This window comes from Synechococcus sp. H70.1, from assembly GCF_047502705.1.
GTDB lineage: Bacteria > Cyanobacteriota > Cyanobacteriia > Thermostichales > Thermostichaceae > Thermostichus.
On record NZ_JANSIV010000095.1, the window covers coordinates 10,405 to 26,471 of the forward strand.

At 59.8% G+C, this 16,067-nt stretch carries 17 protein-coding genes and 1 pseudogene; 9 read left to right on the forward strand and 9 right to left on the reverse strand.

Annotated elements, in window-relative coordinates; genetic code table 11:
* Window positions 1–164: 164 nt before the first annotated feature.
* The 3 genes from NW827_RS06950 to NW827_RS06960 all read left to right on the forward strand — a co-directional run bounded on the left by NW827_RS06950 (window position 165) and on the right by NW827_RS06960 (window position 2,771).
* Window positions 165–1,049 (forward strand): Tic22 family protein, encoded by an 885-nt coding sequence (locus tag NW827_RS06950; protein ID WP_414404393.1) that lies wholly within the window; start codon window positions 165–167, stop codon window positions 1,047–1,049.
* Between the two features lie 32 nt (window positions 1,050–1,081).
* Entirely contained in the window at window positions 1,082–1,948 is an 867-nt protein-coding gene (gene prmC / locus NW827_RS06955; RefSeq protein ID WP_414503486.1) for a peptide chain release factor N(5)-glutamine methyltransferase, read from the forward strand.
* 70 nt (window positions 1,949–2,018) lie between these two features.
* Window positions 2,019–2,771, forward strand: a complete 753-nt coding sequence (locus NW827_RS06960; protein WP_414404395.1) for a sensor histidine kinase — start codon at window positions 2,019–2,021, stop codon at window positions 2,769–2,771.
* Window positions 2,772–2,774: 3 nt separating this feature from the next.
* Here NW827_RS06960 and psb27 read toward each other — a convergent pair whose 3' ends face one another.
* A complete protein-coding gene (gene psb27 / locus NW827_RS06965) occupies window positions 2,775–3,176 on the reverse strand; it encodes a photosystem II protein Psb27 (protein WP_414503482.1) in 402 nt (133 codons plus the stop codon).
* Between the two features lie 73 nt (window positions 3,177–3,249).
* On the opposite strand from psb27, the gene NW827_RS06970 reads away from it, so the two are divergent.
* Both NW827_RS06970 and NW827_RS06975 read left to right on the forward strand, forming a co-directional pair.
* A complete protein-coding gene (locus NW827_RS06970; RefSeq protein WP_414503483.1) occupies window positions 3,250–3,990 on the forward strand; it encodes an NnrU family protein in 741 nt (246 codons plus the stop codon).
* Between the two features lie 34 nt (window positions 3,991–4,024).
* Window positions 4,025–4,414, forward strand: a complete 390-nt coding sequence (locus NW827_RS06975; RefSeq protein ID WP_414362329.1) for a thioredoxin family protein — start codon at window positions 4,025–4,027, stop codon at window positions 4,412–4,414.
* Here NW827_RS06975 and NW827_RS06980 read toward each other — a convergent pair.
* From NW827_RS06980 to NW827_RS07005, 6 genes are all read right to left on the reverse strand, one after another.
* Complete coding sequence (locus tag NW827_RS06980; RefSeq protein ID WP_414362328.1) at window positions 4,354–5,946, reverse strand: hydantoinase B/oxoprolinase family protein; 1,593 nt, start codon at window positions 5,944–5,946, stop codon at window positions 4,354–4,356. The genes NW827_RS06975 and NW827_RS06980 overlap by 61 nt on opposite strands.
* Window positions 5,939–6,253: a hypothetical protein gene (locus NW827_RS06985; protein ID WP_414404398.1), complete on the reverse strand. Its 315-nt coding sequence runs from the start codon at window positions 6,251–6,253 to the stop codon at window positions 5,939–5,941. The genes NW827_RS06980 and NW827_RS06985 overlap by 8 nt, the downstream gene beginning before the upstream one ends.
* 4 nt (window positions 6,254–6,257) lie before the next feature.
* Complete coding sequence (locus tag NW827_RS06990) at window positions 6,258–6,776, reverse strand: PDZ domain-containing protein (protein WP_414404399.1); 519 nt, start codon at window positions 6,774–6,776, stop codon at window positions 6,258–6,260.
* A 226-nt stretch (window positions 6,777–7,002) separates the two neighbouring features.
* Complete coding sequence (sat, locus tag NW827_RS06995) at window positions 7,003–8,181, reverse strand: sulfate adenylyltransferase (protein WP_414362325.1); 1,179 nt, start codon at window positions 8,179–8,181, stop codon at window positions 7,003–7,005.
* A gap of 125 nt (window positions 8,182–8,306) precedes the next feature.
* A complete protein-coding gene (locus NW827_RS07000) occupies window positions 8,307–8,657 on the reverse strand; it encodes a hypothetical protein (protein ID WP_414362324.1) in 351 nt (116 codons plus the stop codon).
* A 134-nt stretch (window positions 8,658–8,791) separates the two neighbouring features.
* Window positions 8,792–9,574 carry a ParA family protein gene (locus tag NW827_RS07005; RefSeq protein WP_414404400.1) on the reverse strand — a complete coding sequence of 261 codons (783 nt, stop codon included), beginning with the start codon at window positions 9,572–9,574 and terminating at the stop codon, window positions 8,792–8,794.
* An 89-nt stretch (window positions 9,575–9,663) separates the two neighbouring features.
* Between NW827_RS07005 and NW827_RS07010 the strand changes: the two genes are divergently transcribed.
* The 4 genes from NW827_RS07010 (at window position 9,664) to NW827_RS07025 (ending at window position 13,701) form a co-directional block, all read left to right on the forward strand.
* Window positions 9,664–10,950: a glucose-1-phosphate adenylyltransferase gene (locus NW827_RS07010; RefSeq protein WP_414362322.1), complete on the forward strand. Its 1,287-nt coding sequence runs from the start codon at window positions 9,664–9,666 to the stop codon at window positions 10,948–10,950.
* A 131-nt stretch (window positions 10,951–11,081) separates the two neighbouring features.
* A complete protein-coding gene (locus NW827_RS07015; RefSeq protein WP_414404401.1) occupies window positions 11,082–12,854 on the forward strand; it encodes an ABC1 kinase family protein in 1,773 nt (590 codons plus the stop codon).
* Between the two features lie 38 nt (window positions 12,855–12,892).
* On the forward strand, window positions 12,893–13,246 hold the full coding sequence (locus NW827_RS07020) for a hypothetical protein (protein ID WP_414404402.1): 354 nt from the start codon (window positions 12,893–12,895) through the stop codon (window positions 13,244–13,246).
* A 161-nt stretch (window positions 13,247–13,407) separates the two neighbouring features.
* On the forward strand, window positions 13,408–13,701 hold the full coding sequence (locus tag NW827_RS07025) for a YggT family protein (protein ID WP_414362319.1): 294 nt from the start codon (window positions 13,408–13,410) through the stop codon (window positions 13,699–13,701).
* Window positions 13,702–14,572: 871 nt separating this feature from the next.
* On the opposite strand, the gene NW827_RS07030 is transcribed toward NW827_RS07025, so the two are convergent.
* Both NW827_RS07030 and NW827_RS07035 read right to left on the reverse strand, forming a co-directional pair.
* Window positions 14,573–15,145 (reverse strand): Uma2 family endonuclease, encoded by a 573-nt coding sequence (locus NW827_RS07030; RefSeq protein ID WP_414503487.1) that lies wholly within the window; start codon window positions 15,143–15,145, stop codon window positions 14,573–14,575.
* Window positions 15,146–15,193: 48 nt separating this feature from the next.
* Window positions 15,194–15,736, reverse strand: a pseudogene (locus tag NW827_RS07035) (Uma2 family endonuclease); the annotation flags it as partial.
* Window positions 15,737–16,067 lie beyond the last annotated feature (331 nt).

Consider the following 16,067-nt stretch of genomic DNA (forward strand, 5'->3'; position numbering starts at 1 on the left):
GAGAGGGGTACAGAAGCCCTTGGGTGGGTGGAGTTTCAACTTGCAGAGGAAGCCACATCCCTAGCCCCAACAGGGTTGAGGAGCCTCCTTGGCTACAGGCTGTCGGCTATCTCGCCCCCTACCCACAAGGAGAAGGCACAATGCCGGGAATAGAGAGGAAAATGATGCGCAGTCATGCAGTGCAGCCTTTGGGATCCCTTTGCCGCCGTGCAGCTGAAGCCAGCGGGCGGGTCGCCATTGCAATAGCGGTGCGCAGCACCCTTTTGTTGGGGCTGGCGGGAGTGAGCTGGGGGGGGATTGCCCCTTTGCCTCCAGGAGAGTTCCTGTGGGCTCAAGCGGTGGCAGCTCCCCTTAGTCGTCAAGAAGTAGCAGAGCGGCTGAATCTGGTGCCGGTTTTTGCCATTGTGTCGCAGAACGGCACCCCTGTAGTTGCCAACGTAGAGCGGGAGGGTCGCACCATCCAGGTTGCTTCTTTTTGGCTAGATCGGAACCAAGCCCAGCAAGCCTTGGAGCAGGTGAAAGCCAAAAACCCTGAGATAGGCAAGCAAGCCCAGGTGGTGCCCATCCCCCTAGGCTACGCCTATGAGAAATCGGAGGAGGAGCGGGCTAAAAATAGCAACCTGTACTTCGAGGTCGTGCCCCGCCCTAGCGATGTGGAGGCAGCCAAGCAGGTGCTGAAAGAAACAGGGCAGGAGGTGCCACCCGAGGCAATTGGCGTGCCTCTGTTCTATGGCCGCTCCCCGGAGGGGCTGTTGACCATCGAGCAGGATGGCCAGGAGGTGGTGCCTTTCTTCTTCGACCGCAACGATCTAAAAGGGGCTTTGGAGCGGGCGGCAGCGCAAAACCCCGAGGTGGTTGGCAAAACCCAGATTGAGGTCACTTCCTTGGCTATTGTGGTGGAGCGCATGTTGGCCCCTGACGCGCAAGAGGATGTACAAAAGATTGCCTTCATCCCACCGCGCGCCTCACTGGAGTACGTGCAATCGTGGATACGCGCTGCAACTCCCCAGCCCAATTCCTCTGCCACTCCCCAGCCTCAGCAGCGCTGAGCCAACCCCCGCCAGGATCCGCCTTGGCCCAGGTGCAGCAATTGCTGGCCTGGCGGGCCCAAGCTCGGCAGGAGGCCCAGGCTGCTGGTATTTCGCCTCAGGAAGTGGATCTCCTACTCAAGGAGCGGCTGGGCTGGGGGCCACTGGAGCGGCTGCTGGGTCGGCCGCTGCTTGGGAAGGAGGATCCGGTTGCCGAGGTGGAGGCACTCTGGCGACGTCGGCTAGAGGAGCGTATCCCCCTGCAATACCTACTGGGCAAGGTGGAGTGGGCAGGGCTAAGCCTGCGGGTAACGCCAGCAGTGCTGATCCCGCGCCCGGAGACTGAGCTGCTGGTGGAGCAAGCCTCTCTGTGGCTGCAGGCCAACCCTCTGCCGCCAGGTTCCCTTTTTGCTGACTTGGGCACGGGCAGCGGCGCCATTGCCATTGCTTTGGCCCACAAGCACCCCCAGCTGCAGCTTCTAGCGGTGGACGTGAGCCCAGCAGCCTTGGCCGTGGCGGCAGCCAATCTAGCCGAGCATGGCTTGCAGGAGCGGGTGCAGCTGCTCGAGGGATCCTGGTTTGCGCCTTTGGATCCCTGGCGAGGTCGGCTGCGCGGCCTCGTCTCCAACCCCCCTTACATCCCTACTGGGGAACTAGAGCACCTCATGCCTGAGGTGCGGCTGCACGAGCCGCGACAGGCCCTAGACGGGGGGGAAGATGGGCTGACCCACCTGCGGCTGTTGGTGCAAACTGCACCTGCTTACCTAGCCCCCCACTCCTTTTGGGCGGTGGAGGTGATGCAGGGTCAAGCGCCTTGGGTGGCCGAGCAACTGCGGGCGCAGGGGTGTTACCAGAAAATCCAGGTGCACCGAGATCTAGCGGGAATTGAGCGGGTAGTCAGCGCCTGCTTTGTCGGGTAGAAAAAATGGAGAGCGGCGTTGCCGGGTTCCAAAGGGGCCAAAGCCGCTGACGACAAGTTTGCCTCTTCAGGTGCGCAAAGCCTTGCCTGCCACCCCACCCGATCCTCCCCCTTCCCTGACTCCTCCTCCCGAGCAGGAGGGGATGGACTGGCGCTTTGCCTTTGAGCGCTCTGAGGTCATGCGCGCTTTTCAGCAGGAGCTGCTGGTTAGCATTGGCCACGAGCTGCGCAACCCCCTCAGCAGCCAGATGGGATCTCTGCAGCTGGTGTTGTCCAATCTGTGCGACTCTCGGGAAGAGGAGCGAGAGTATCTCCAAAGCGCCAAGGAGGCGGGGGAGCGCCTGCTCCAGCTATTGGAAGAATACACTCGGCTGGCCCGCCACGACCTGCCCATTCAGCCCCTGCGACCAACGCCAACCCGGCTGCGGCCTCTGTTGCAAGATGTCTACAGCCTCACTCGCCTCCAGGCCCAGGATCAGGGCATTCGCTACGACTGGCCTGCCCTCCAGCCCTCTTTGCTGCCCGAAAGCCTTGCTGTTTGGGCGGATCCCCATGGCCTGGTGCAGGCGCTGCTGGGCGTGTGTCGCTGGGGTATTCGCACCCTCTACTACGGCTCAATAGCCCTAAGCACCTATCCTGCTGGGAAGGAGCACCTCTATCTCGAGTGGAGCCTGGAAGGGCGGTGCCGCCTGCCCCTTCAGCCCCAAGAGAGCGCTGCCTGGCGGGTGAGCGAGCGGCTTCTAAGAGAAATGGAGGGCCATCTGGAACTTTGCGAGAGCGGACTCTACCGCTCTAGCATCAGGGCAACGCTGCGCCTTGCCTAAGGCTTAACCTTCGCGGCGCAAGGCCATCTCTGCCCGATCCAGTTGCATCAGCACTCGCTCTAGCTTTTCCGGCTCCAGCGGCTGATCCGAGGTGCGGTAGTGGGAAGCTACCGTGTTGAACACCGTGCGCAGGGTGGTGAAGGAGGGCAACTTGTTGTAGCGAGGACCATGGTAGCGCCCTGCAAATTCTTGGATGGCCTCCATGATCTCTGCCCGCGCCTCCTCCGGCTTCAGGACAGGATCCCCTTCCAAGAGAGCAGTGCGCAGCGTTTGGATTATGGTCATGCTGTCTTCGTAATACTTGCCAGTGAGACGGGCTGCTTGAGCCCCTGGGATCGCCCAGCCCAGGACGAGGGTTACCGACAGGAGCAAGCCGACAAGGCGTAGAATCAAGGTCTTTAGCATGGGGAATCGGATGTAACCTATCTTTAAGCTAAGCATAGGTTACGGTGAGAGCAAAAGAGGAACCCCCGAGAGGATGTCGTCCCCCATCTTTAGCCACTGGCTGCCAGCGCTGGCCCCCTACCGCTCCCATGCCATCATGTTAGGCATGATCTTGGGATTTGCCTGCGCCCACAGTGGGCTGGCCTATTTGCGCCCCTGGGGAGAAGCGTGGCTAGGAGCGCGCCTGTACCGCCTTTTCTTTGTCTTGGTTAGTCTTAGCTTGGCCCCCCTGTTGCTCATCTACTTTTCTAACCACTGCTACGACGGCGTGATCCTGTGGAATCTGCAAGCTGTCCCTGGGATCCACACCGCCGTTGTCCTCTTATCTGGGCTCTCGTTTTTCTTCTTGTATCCGGCCACGTTCAATTTGCTGGAGATCGCCGCCATTCGCAAGCCGGAGCTGCACTTGTTTACAACTGGGATCATCCGCCTCACCCGCCATCCCCAGCTAGTAGGTCAGGTCATCTGGTGTGCGGCCCACGCGCTGTGGATTGGCTCTAGCTTCATGGTGGCGACCTCCCTTGGTCTTATTGCCTACCACCTGTTTGCTGTCTGGCACGGGGATTACCGCCTGGAGCGCAAGTACGGCCAAGCCTTCCGCGACCTCAAAGCCCGCACCTCCGTAATCCCTGGCTTGGCCATTCTGCAGGGGCGCCAACAACTGCACCCGCGCGAGTTTCTCCGCTGGGCCTACCTGGGAGTGTTGAGCTTTGTTGGGATTCTTTATGCTTTCCATTCGCAACTGGTTTCTGCAGCTAGCAAAGTTGCCTGGTAGCATGATCCCAAACAACTGCTTTAGTTTGGGAGCGATGATCTTGCCAGTTGCTTTAGATGCTTTTAATCAAGAACTTTTGACAAGTGATGGGTTGGTGTTAATGGAGTTTGGCGCCCCTTGGTGCAGTTTGTGTCACTTCGTTCAACCGCTTATCGACCGCCTTGCCTCGGAATGGGAAGGAGCCGTGGAGGTAGTGCGGGTAAATGTGGATCACAATTTTTGGCTACCGCGCCGCTATCGGGTGCGCTCACTGCCGACCTTAATTTTGTTTGAGAAAGGTCAAGAAGTACAAAGGCTGGAACACTTTACCAGCCGCGACGATGTGCTCCGCCGCTGCGAGCAGTTGTTGCTGGCCCATCTGCGCTACCCCTCCTCGCGAGCCTGCTCCTTGCTGGAGCCCCAGGCGCCACCGCCGGGGGTGTAGAGGGTTACCACATCACCAGCTTTCAGGGGGCGGCTGATCTTACTGGGGAGGGGCTCCCCATTGACAAGGTTGATCCCCACCTGGCCGGGCCCGCCCCCCTCTTCTCCTTGAGGAGCGTAGTGGCGGCGATCGGTGAGGAGAGAAAGGGTACAGTCCTGCAGCACCTGGAGGGAGCGAATCACTCCCCAGCCACCTCGCTGCTGTCCAGTGCCTCCAGAATCCTGGCGCAGCTCGTAGCGCAGCACCCGCAGGGGGTACTCCAGCTCTAGAGCTTCAATGGGGGTGTTGAGGGTATTGCTTAGGCCCACATGCACGCCATCCAGGCCTGGCCGCTGCCGGCTGGCTCCCTGGCCGCCCCCCAGAGTTTCGTAGTAGGTGAAGTGGCAGTTTCCCAGGACACAGTTGTTCATGGTACCCTGCCCCTGGGCAATGGCCCGGGATCCGGCCACTGGGGCTAGGGCCTTGAACACCACATCGGCAATGCGCTGCGAGGTTTCCACGTTGCCTGCCACCACTGCCGCCGGAAATTGGGCATTGACCAGGGAGCCGGGTGGAGCCACGATCTCAATGGGCTCCTCCAGGCCAGCATTGCTGGGGGCAGTGGGATCCAACAGGCAGCGTAGAGCAAAGAGCACCGCTGAGCGGGTCACGGCCAGGGGCGCATTCAGGTTGCCCGCTGTGGCGGGTGCCGTACCGCTGAAGTCCACCCGCAGCCTCTCCCCCTGCACCTCAATCTGCACCTGGATGCGGAGTAGCTGGGGCGGATCCCCCTCCCCTTCCAGCCAATCTGCAGCCGTGTAGACCCCATCGGGCAGAAGGCGGATCTGGGCCTGCATCCGCCGCCGACTGTAGGCAATCACCTCTGCAATCAACTGCCACGCCTCCTCTTCGCCAAAGCGAGCCAGCAGCTGGCGAAACCGGCTTGCCCCCACCACACTGGCTCCTACCTGAGCCTGGAGGTCTCCACGGCGCTGCTTAGGATTGCGCACGTTGGCCAGGATGAGGCGCAGCAGATCCCCCTGCCAGTGCAACTCTCCTTCTGGAGAAAACCTCGCTAGCCGTACTGGCGGGATTACTAGCCCCTCTTGCCAGATCTCGGTGGAATCGGCGGGCATGGAGCCGGGACGCATCCCCCCAATGTCGGCATGGTGGGCGCGGTTCACCGCATAGGCACAGACCTGGCTGGGATCCCGCAGCGCGGGAATAGCCGCCACCACGGTGATATCTGGCAGGTGGGATCCCCCTTGATAGGGATCGTTGAGGACAAACACCTCTCCCGGCTGGGGAGTGGCTGCCACCACTGCCTGCACCGCCTGCCCAAGAGCGCCTAGGTGAACCGGAATGTGGGCCGCCTGGGCAATACAGGTTCCTTGGGCGTCAAACAAGGCCGTGGAGCAATCCCGCCGTTCCTTGATATTGGCTGAGTAAGAGCCGCGAATGAGGCAGGCCCCCATCTCCTCGGCAATCCCCGCCAGAGCATTGGCCATGACCTGCAGGCGGATGGGGCTGGGTAGGGAGTAGCGGCTATCCATAGAAGCTTCGGCGCAGCCAAAGCACCAGTTGGCGGATCCCTTGCCAGAACTGCAAACGGCGCCGCCAGCGGTCAAGGGCAGTACGATTTGCTTGCAGGCGCGCCCGCAGGTGGAGGAGCTCAGCTGAGGTGGTGGCCAAAGCCCGTTCTGCAACCACTTGCCAACTCTCTAGAGCGCGCTCCGTAACCCAAAGCGCTGCCCGTAAGCGCAAAATGGGGCGAAGTAGAGCTAGCAGGCCAAGAAACAACAGCCCATTGAGGGCGCAAGCCACCCAGGCTGTCCCTGCTGAGCCCAACTCAGGGGTCACCAACTTACCGCTGCAGCATTAGGGGGCGCAACACGCGGCCATCCCCAACTACCACTACTGTAGACAGGACCTGCCCGCCGCGCCGAAAGGTAATCGGTACCCGTTGGCCCACAGGGGTATTTTGGATGATCTGCTGGACATGCTGCACCGAGGTAACCCGCTGCCCGTCGACCCCAAGGAGGATATCGCCCTGAGCTAGACCAGCTTGGTGGGCCGGCCCATTTTGCAGTAGGCCAACCACCCGTACCCCTTGCACTCGAGGGGCAGGGCCAAACAGGCGACGGCTGATGGCACCTTGAGCCATCTGCTCGTCAACTGTTTCAATGGCAACCCCAATGAAGCCGTTACCTGCAACGGCGGGGGCAGGCGCCACTTCAAAGCTGTCAACCTCAACCGTGGGGCTGGAGAGGGTGTAAGCTTCAACCCCAACCCAGTCACAGGGATAGGCCAGAACAGCCTCTGCCAGCAAGAAGGAGGCGGGCAGGGCGAGGGCAAGCTTAGACAGATGGGCTGGTTTCTGCATAGTTTGACCCTAGAGATGGCAAAGAAGGAGACATGGGTTTGCTTCCGCAGTGCGCTCGACTGGAGCAGCGGAAGCCTTGACTGGGCAGCTTGCACCGCCCTCCCCTCAGTGATAAACCCAAAAGCCACAACTGTCGATAGGTCAGGCCGTTAACCTCTGGGGAATCTGCCCCGTTTTGACCCTCAGCTGGGTCTGGAATCTTCCCAACACGCCCCGATCCGAGAGGCTAGGGGGAACTGCGCTCTCGCATGGCCTCCACAAGGAGCTGGGCCACTTCGGGGCGAGAAAACTCTGGCGGCGGCACTTCGCCACGGCGCAGCATTTCTCGCAGCTTGGTGCCTGAGAGGTGAATGCGCTGGTGGGGCTGGCTGGGACTGGTCTTGACCGTGGCCATGGTGCCGGTGACTGTGCAATAGAAGGCGTGTTCAAACTTGAGAGGGATAATCCCCAGCTCTTCGGGCCGGAACTCGTCGAAAATGTGCTGGGCGTCATAGGGGCCGTAGTAGTTGCCTACCCCAGCGTGATCCCGGCCCACGATGAAATGGGTGCAGCCGTAGTTTTTGCGAACAAGGGCGTGGAAAATGGCTTCCCGTGGGCCGGCATAGCGCATGGCCGCAGGGTTAATGGCCAAGATCACCCGCTCTTTGGGGTAGTACTTTTCAATCAACACCTCATAGCAGCGCATGCGCACCTCGGCAGGAATGTCGTCGCTTTTGGTGGCCCCTACCAGCGGGTGGAGGAATAAGCCGTCCACAATTTCTAGAGCGCACTTCTGGATGTACTCGTGGGCGCGGTGGATGGGGTTGCGGGTTTGAAAACCAACAATCGTCTTCCAGCCTCTTTCCCGAAACAGTTGCCGCGACTGAACGGGATCAATCTGGTAGGCCGGAAAAAGGGGGTGGGGATCCCGCTGCAGGAGGGTGACAGGGCCGGCTAAGTAAACGGATCCCTGTTCGTAGAGCACCTTTACCCCTGGGTGTTGTTCGTCCGTAGTGCGATAGACCTGCTGCGCCTCACGGGTTTTGTCGTAGGTAAACTTCTCGGTCAGTTCCAGCACGCCCAAAAGCCTGCCCTCAGCATTGGCTAGGGCAACGGTTTGCCCTTCCTTGAGCTCGGCAGCTATTTCCTCCGCAACTGGCAGCGTAATTGGCAACGACCAGGCCAGCCCATTGGCCAAGTGCATCGTTTCCAAAACCGAATAGTAATCTTCCTGCCCCATGAAACCCGTCAGCGGGCTATAGCCCCCAATGGCAATCATCTCCAAATCCGATTGAGCCCGCTCATTGAGGCGGATAACAGGGCAGTGCTGGGCCTTGGAGCGGAGCTCCTCCGCCTGCTCAGGGGAGGCAATGCGGTTAATCAGAGTGCCTCCGTGGGGTGGAATGGCATCGCCAGCAACAGTCATCTTTGCCTGGGAGGAAGTCATAGCGTGAACCAGGGATCCCTAACCATACACCCCCCTTTCCCTAGGCGCAATGCCGAACTGCTGGGACAACTGGCCCTACAGCCGGCGGGGGGCACCCGATTGGCCTAGTCCAGCATGTGGGGGGGCATGTCTTTGTCAGTGGGCGACACATTGTCAAAGATAGGCCGGTTCAGGATCTTCTTTTGCGCCTGCAGCGGGGAAGGAGGGGCTTGCGGCTTAACTGGAAGTCTGGCCTGCCCTTGGCGGCTTTGCAGTTCCTGGATGGTTTTGGCCCGCTCCTCCGCCACTGCCTGTAATTGGGCTAGCGCCTTTTGCAACTCGTCCCGGTGGGCTGTGACTTGCTCGAGTTGAGCTTGCAAGGTGGAGATTTTGCTTTGGTATTCCTGAAGCTGCCGTTGGGCCTCCGCCAACTGGCTTTTGAGGGCTTCGAGTTCCGACGTTTCTGCTGCAGACATTGCTGTTTCCTCACGTCCAGGGGTGGAGGTGGAGTCTGACTCGGTTTTAGCGCTCGCCCTGACCCTACGCCGAACTTTGCCGGAGCGACGAGGGGATCCTCCTGCAGAAGCAAACAGGCTACGCTCAGATCCAGTCACAGGAGCACCTCACGTTCAACCAATTGCCGTAAGCGCTGACACACCGCCGCTCCAGGCCGGTAGTCCATCACCGTCAGGCCATAGTCGAAAGCTGTGCGCAAATCACTACTATCTGGAATAGTAACGGGTGAGAGGACATCCGCAAAAATCTGTTGCGCTTGCACATACAATTGCCCAGTATGGGATCTTGACCAGATGCCCCCTGGCAGGTAGCGATCATCCAACATGGTGAGGATGGCGCGGGCCTGGCTCAGCTCGCCCTTAAGGGTCTCGATGTAGCGCAGGGTAACTTCGGTGCAGGAGAAATCGGCGCGGTTGAGCCGTGTTGGGATCAGCACCCGCTGGGCTGCCCGTAGGGCATTGGCGGTGAGGGCATTCAGCTCCCCTGGCGTGTCAAGAAAGATAAAGTCGTAATCCGACCGCAAGGGATCCAATTGGCGCTGCAGGAGGTCTTGGCCTGCCTCTCCAGCAGCCGCCAGGTAGGCCGCCACTTCGGCCATGGTGCTGTGGGAGGGCGCCACGTCCACACCCTTGTCGGTGCAGTAGATAACCTCCTCCAGAGGCCGCTGATGGTGGGGATGCAAGCTGGCCCAAACCGTTTCCTCAGGAGGAAGGGATCCCGCCTCTTCTAGGTAAAAGCTGCTGGCAGTCCTTTGGGAGGTGAGATCAACCAGCAAAACGGAGTGACCCCGCTGCGCCGTTAACTGGGCCGCGTGGACGCAGAGGGTGGACTTGCCGGTACCTCCCTTGGTGTTGGTAAAAGCCAGGATGCGGGCCATCAGCTTCCCCAAACTTCCGGTTTCCCCGCTGGGGTCAGGCGCCCCCGCCGCAGTCTATGCTATTGGGTGTAGCCTGGTGGAGGACAACCATGCGCGATGTACTGGCGATCATCTTAGGCGGTGGGCGTGGCACCCGCCTCTATCCTCTAACCAAGCGCCGCGCCAAGCCGGCTGTCCCTCTGGCAGGCAAGTATCGCCTCATCGACGTTCCGGTGAGCAATTGCATCAATTCCGATATCGACAAAATCTACGTCCTCACCCAGTTCAACTCCGCTTCCCTTAACCGCCACATCATTAACACCTACCGCATGTCCCCCTTCACAGGCGGCTTTGTAGATATCTTGGCGGCCCAACAAACGCCCGATAACCCCGACTGGTTTCAGGGCACGGCTGACGCCGTTCGCCAATATCTCTGGCTGATGGACTCCTGGAAGCCACGGGACTTCCTGATCCTATCTGGGGATCACCTCTACCGCATGGACTACCGCCCCTTCATTCAGTATCACCGGCAAACGGGAGCCGATGTGACGCTGGCGGTGCTCCCCTGCGAAGAAAAAGTGGCCTCCAGCTTTGGTTTGCTGAAGATCGACGCCGAGGGACGCGTTATCGATTTCAAGGAAAAGCCGCAAGGGGAGCTGCTGGAGGCCTGCCGCGTCGATACCCAAGTCCTCGGCCTAGATCCGGAAGAGGCCAAGGCCAAACCCTACATCGCCTCCATGGGGATCTACGTCTTCCGGCGGGAAGCCCTCATCGAGATGCTGCAAGTGAAGGACCATACCGACTTCGGCAAAGAGGTGCTGCCCTCAGCTATTGGCAAATACCACCTGCAGGCCTACCCGTTCAAGGGCTACTGGGAGGACATTGGTACCATCGAGGCTTTCTACCGAGCCAACCTGGCGCTGGTGCAGCACCCCAACCCGCCCTTTAGCTTCTTCGACAGCGAAATGCCCATCTACACCCGCCCGCGCTTTCTGCCTCCCAACAAGATCCTCGACTCCCACATTGTCAACTCTATGATTGCCGACGGCTGCATCATCGAAAACGCCCAAATTCGCAACTCCATCATTGGCATTCGCAGCCGCATAGAGGCCAACACTGTTATTGAAAACACGCTGGTCATGGGGGCCGATTACTACGAGTCGGCAGAAGAGCGGCGGGCCAAGCTGGAAGCTGGGATCCCGCCGGTGGGCATCGGGGCCAACTCCCACATCGCCAACGCCATTGTGGACAAGAACGCCCGCATCGGGCGCAACGTCCGCATCATCAACAAGGATCACGTCAGCGAAGCGCAGCGGGAAGAGGAAGGGATTTGGATTAGCAACGGTATTGTCACCATCATTAAGGACTCGGTGATCCCGGACAATACCATCATCTAAGCAAGCTTGGGGAGCCCGCCGGCAAAAGCTGAGGAGGCGATGTTAAGGAAGATGTAGAAAAATTAGGCAACTTTTGCCATTACAATAGGTTATTACCTGGAATCTTTAAAACGATTTGAGATCACTAGAGCGTGCCTAACAAGATTGTTTCTGTTGCTGACCTGGAAGTATACGATCCGCAATTCATTGCCCGTTACTATCGCTGGCGTCTGCCCCAAGTCATCGCTCGGGCCCTAGCCATTCTCGGTCCTCTCTTATGGTTTGTCCTCTGTTTGCGCTGGGATCAGCTGTGGGGGCAGGGCGATTGCAAGGTGCCCCAGCGGGCAGAGCAGCTGCGCAAACTGCTCACCGACCTAGGACCGACGTTTATCAAGGTGGGGCAGGCCCTCTCCACGCGACCCGACTTGGTGCGCAAAGACTACTTGGAAGAGCTGACCAAGCTGCAGGATCAACTGCCCAGCTTTCCTTCTGAGGAGGCATTTGCCTGTATTGAGGCGGAGCTAGGCCGCCCAATTAGTGAGATCTACGCCCAGATCTCGCCTGAACCAGTGGCTGCGGCTAGCCTGGGGCAGGTTTACAAGGCGCAGTTGCACAGTGGCGAGTGGGTGGCAGTCAAGGTGCAGCGGCCCCGCCTACGGGAGCAGCTGAGCCTGGATCTCTACCTTATCCGCTGGGCCTCCACCTGGCTGGGCCCTTGGTTGCCCTTGAACCTGGGCAACACGTTGACAGCGGTGGTGGATGAATTTGGTTACAAGCTCTTTGAGGAGATCGACTACCTGCAGGAAGGACGGAACTGCGAGCGCTTTGCCGAATACTTTCGCGGCGATCCCAATGTGTATGTGCCGCGCATCTTCTGGGCCTACAGCACCCGTCGGGTTTTGACCCTGGAGTGGATCGACGGCATCAAGCTCACCGATGTGGAGCGGATTCGGGCAGCCAACTTAGAGGTAAAACAACTGGTGCGCATCGGCGTGGTGGCCGGCCTGAAGCAGTTGCTGGAATACGGCTTTTTCCATGCCGATCCCCACCCGGGCAATCTGTTTGCCCTGCCCGATGGACGGCTGGCCTACATCGATTTTGGCATGATGGATCAGCTCACAGAAGAGATGAAAGAATACCTGGTGGACGCACTGGTTCACCTGGTGGATCGCGACTACAACGCCCTCATTGACGATTTTATCCATCTAGGTTTTTTACAGCCGGATGTTAACCGCCAAGAGCTGATCCCTGCTCTGGAGAAGGTGTTGGCGGATGTGCTGAGCCAGGAGGTGGGCAACTTCAACTTCAAAACCGCCACCGACCAGTTCTCTGATTTGATGTACCGCTACCCCTTTCAGGTGCCCTCCCACTTTGCGTTGGTGATCCGCTCTTTGGTTACCCAAGAGGGAGTGGCCCTCAGCCTCTATCCCCAGTTTCGTATCGTAGGCGTGGCCTATCCGTACGTGGCCAAGCGCCTGCTAACGGATGAATCCCCTCGGATTCGCCAGCGGCTGCTGCAAGTGCTGGTTAAAGATGGCAAGTTCCGCTGGGACCGCCTGGAGAACCTGATTCAAGTTGCCCGCAGTGATGGTGACCTGGACTGGATCTCTACTACCCGCCTGGGCTTGCACTACCTCCTGTCAGAGGAAGCGCGGGAGCTGCGCCGCCAGTTAGTCCTCTCGCTTACCGAGGATGACCGCCTTCACTTCGAGGAGTTGCAGCGGCTGTGGCGGGTGGTCAGCCCTGACTTGTCTCCAGCTCACCTTTGGCAAGCCGCCCTAGCCTCCTTGCCCTTGACCAAGAGACTGGAGACACTCCTAGCTAGGTTGAGGGAGCAGGTGCAAGATCAACTGGAAAGTTTAAGCCACTGGCAACTCCCCCAGCTCTGGCCTAGATTGCTGGCAGGGGTGGGGCAAGAAAGCTAGAACGGAAGAAGAGAAACTCAATCCTCTGGAAGGCAAGGGTGGCAGATCAGCAGAACGATTTCATGGCCGGTGTGGTAACCGGGGCGGTGGTGGGAGGGATCCTGGGCGGGATCATCGGGTTTGTGCTTGCGCCCAGGCTAGGCAAGGGCCCTGCTGAGGGCCAACACCAGGATCCAGACCGCCCTAGGGGCACCGCCACGACCCCTAAACGCCCCCGCCGCCAAGCGGAGGCAGTTGGGTTCAGAGAATGGGAGCAGGAGGCGGAACGAATTGCCCAGGCTCGCCGCACCCTTGAGGCCAAAATTGCTGAGCTCAATGAGGCCATTCAGGCCACGCGGGCACAGTTGCTCATCAAGGAAACTTCCCCCGGGGCTATTGAGGAAAAGTCTTGAGCAAAGGATCCCTGCCCATGCCAAACTAGAGGCGGCGGAGGTCCTGCCGGCGCTATCCGGGGCCGAATGCCATTGAGATCCCAGGGCAGGCCCGCCTCTATTGAGTCGTTTCCCCTTCTCCAGTCATGATGCTCAGCCACCTATTGTCCTCTCCTGCTGGCATGGACGGTCTCACCCTAGGGTTGGTCTACAGCGGTGCAGCGTCTTTGCTGTTGCGCTCCCTTTACCAGTTCATTGTCATTTACAATGCCCTGCTGATTGTGCGGATTTTGCTGAGCTGGTTCCCGCAATTGAACTGGTCCAACCCCATCCTGTCAGTGCTTAGCCAGCTTACGGATCCCTATCTCAACCTCTTCCGCGGCATTATTCCCCCCATCGGCGGCTTGGACTTCTCCCCCTGGTTAGCTTTCCTTCTGCTGAGTTTTGCCATGCAGGTGGTGGGCCAGTTTGCCTAGTTGCGGGACCACCCTGCAGATCCCTGGCCCTGCTCCCTACTGGCTGCTAAACGCCCAAGTTTCCGTCTCAGTGCTCAAAGATGCGGTGCCAGGGACTACCCCCAAGGGAGCAGCCACTGGGATCCCACCTCAGGGGATCGCGAGCGTAGCAGGTGTGTCCACACCCACCTGGACAAGGGGCACGTGTGGCCGCGCACCTCCAGCCCCAGCGGCACTTTCGCTGGGGCAGTTCGAGATGGAGCAGACCTACGCCGGCAGATGGGAAAAACGTTGGGAGGACGGTTACCGCCGCTGCACCTTTGGCTTGCACTGCAGCTGTGTCCATAGCTTGCAAGCAGTAGGCACCCCCTTGGTCTGCGAGGGCTCCTAGGCGGGATCCTGGGCGGGGTGGCGGTGATGGGGCCGAAGCCAGATGGGTGCCCTGGCCAAGGAGCGGGGGCTAGATTTCATGCGGCTAGGACGGATGACCCAGGATCCCTCACCTTGAGACCTGTGGCAGCGGCAACTCTGCGCCATGAGTTTTCGGGACAGGGTTGGCAGGTGGCCCACCAAACCATGGCTCTGTTTGCAAGACCGTCGCCTGGGCCAAACGCCCCGCTAGCAGGAAGTAACACTGCTGCACGAGCTAAAGGCCCTAGGCGTGTTGGTGGGGATTGCCAGGAACTCCCTTCCACAGCTTTGGGGATGAGGTTGGCCATGATCCTGAGGAAGGTGACCAAACCAAGGAATTGCGCTTTGAGGTCCACCATCCGCAATTTGGCCTTACAGCATGGGGTTGAGGCTTAAGGGACGTTAGCCACGAATAAGGATAGGCAAGGTTTTCGGAAGAGCTAGAGGCAGCTTGTTGGAGAGGCCAATCCCAGCGCGCCGTTTACGCCCAGACCAAACTGAGATCGGCAACGAAGCCGGGGAGGACGGGATCCCCTTCCAGACAGGCGGGCCGCTCTAGGATTTGGGGGGGCTGGCCTGGGCGATAGACGTAGACCCGCTGGCTTTCCGGGTCAATGAGCCAGCCCAGCTGGGAGCCATTCTCAAGGTACTCCTGCAGCTTGGCCTGCAGAGTGGCCAAGTCATCCGTAGGGGAGCGCAACTCCAGCACAAAATCTGGACAAAGGGGCGCAAAGCGGCGCCGCTGCTGAGGGGTAAGCTGCTGCCAGCGCTCCTTGGCCACCCAGGCGGCGTCTGGAGAGCGAATGGCCCCATTGGGCAGGGCAAAGCCAGCAGAAGCGTCGAAGGCCACGCCAAGCTGGGTTTGGCGGTTCCATTGCCAGAGTTGGGCGCTGAGGCTCAGGTTTTGGCGACTGCTTTCACTGCCAACAGGAGCCATGGCAACTAACTCCCCCCGGGCAGTGCGCTCCAAGCGCAGCTCAGGGTTCTGCCGGCAGAGCTGCTCAAAGACTTCATCAGTCAACTCCAGGCTGGGCCGTAGGTTAAGCGCGATCATAGGCCAGTTCCCTGGGAACTGTTCCCAGACCAAACTGAGATCAGCAACGAAGCCGGGGAGGACGGGATCCCCTTCCAGACAGGCGGGCCGCTCTAGGATTTGGGGGGGCTGGCCTGGGCGATAGACGTAGACCCGCTGGCTTTCCGGGTCAATGAGCCAGCCCAGCTGGGAGCCATTCTCAAGGTACTCCTGCAGCTTGGCCTGCAGAGTGGCCAAGTCATCCGTAGGGGAGCGCAACTCCAGCACAAAATCTGGACAAAGGGGCGCAAAGCGGCGCCGCTGCTGAGGGGTAAGCTGCTGCCAGCGCTCCTTGGCCACCCAGGCGGCGTCTGGAGAGCGAATGGCCCCATTGGGCAGGGCAAAGCCAGCAGAAGCGTCGAAGGCCACGCCAAGCTGGGTTTGGCGGTTCCATTGCCAGAGTTGGGCGCTGAGGCTCAGGTTTTGGCGACTGCTTTCACTGCCAACAGGAGCCATGGCAACTAACTCCCCCCGGGCAGTGCGCTCCAAGCGCAGCTCAGGGTTCTGCCGGCAGAGCTGCTCAAAGACTTCATCAGTCAACTCCAGGCTAGGCCGCAAGTTGAGGGAGATCACGGCTTAAGGGATCCTGTCCCGCTAGCGCTATTGTAGTTGCTTGGGATCCCTCACCCCCAGCTTCTCCCCTAGGAGGAAAGGGGGGTAAATTGTTGCTGTTTGCCCCAGGGAGGCTGCAGCTTAGCCCGTTCCTCAGCGGTTCTCGCTCTGGGCAGTTTAGCCCTCTCCCCTGGAGGAGCGGATGGCCTCAGTGAGCACCCTCCCTTGCCCCCAGGGCTTTAGCTGCTTCAATTGACCCAATTGGTGGGTTCGCCCAAGCCGTTGCTCCCAGCGAGTTGTAGTTGACCCTCAGGTGGGCTCCCTCCAGGCTCGCTGGTGGTGACCACAATTT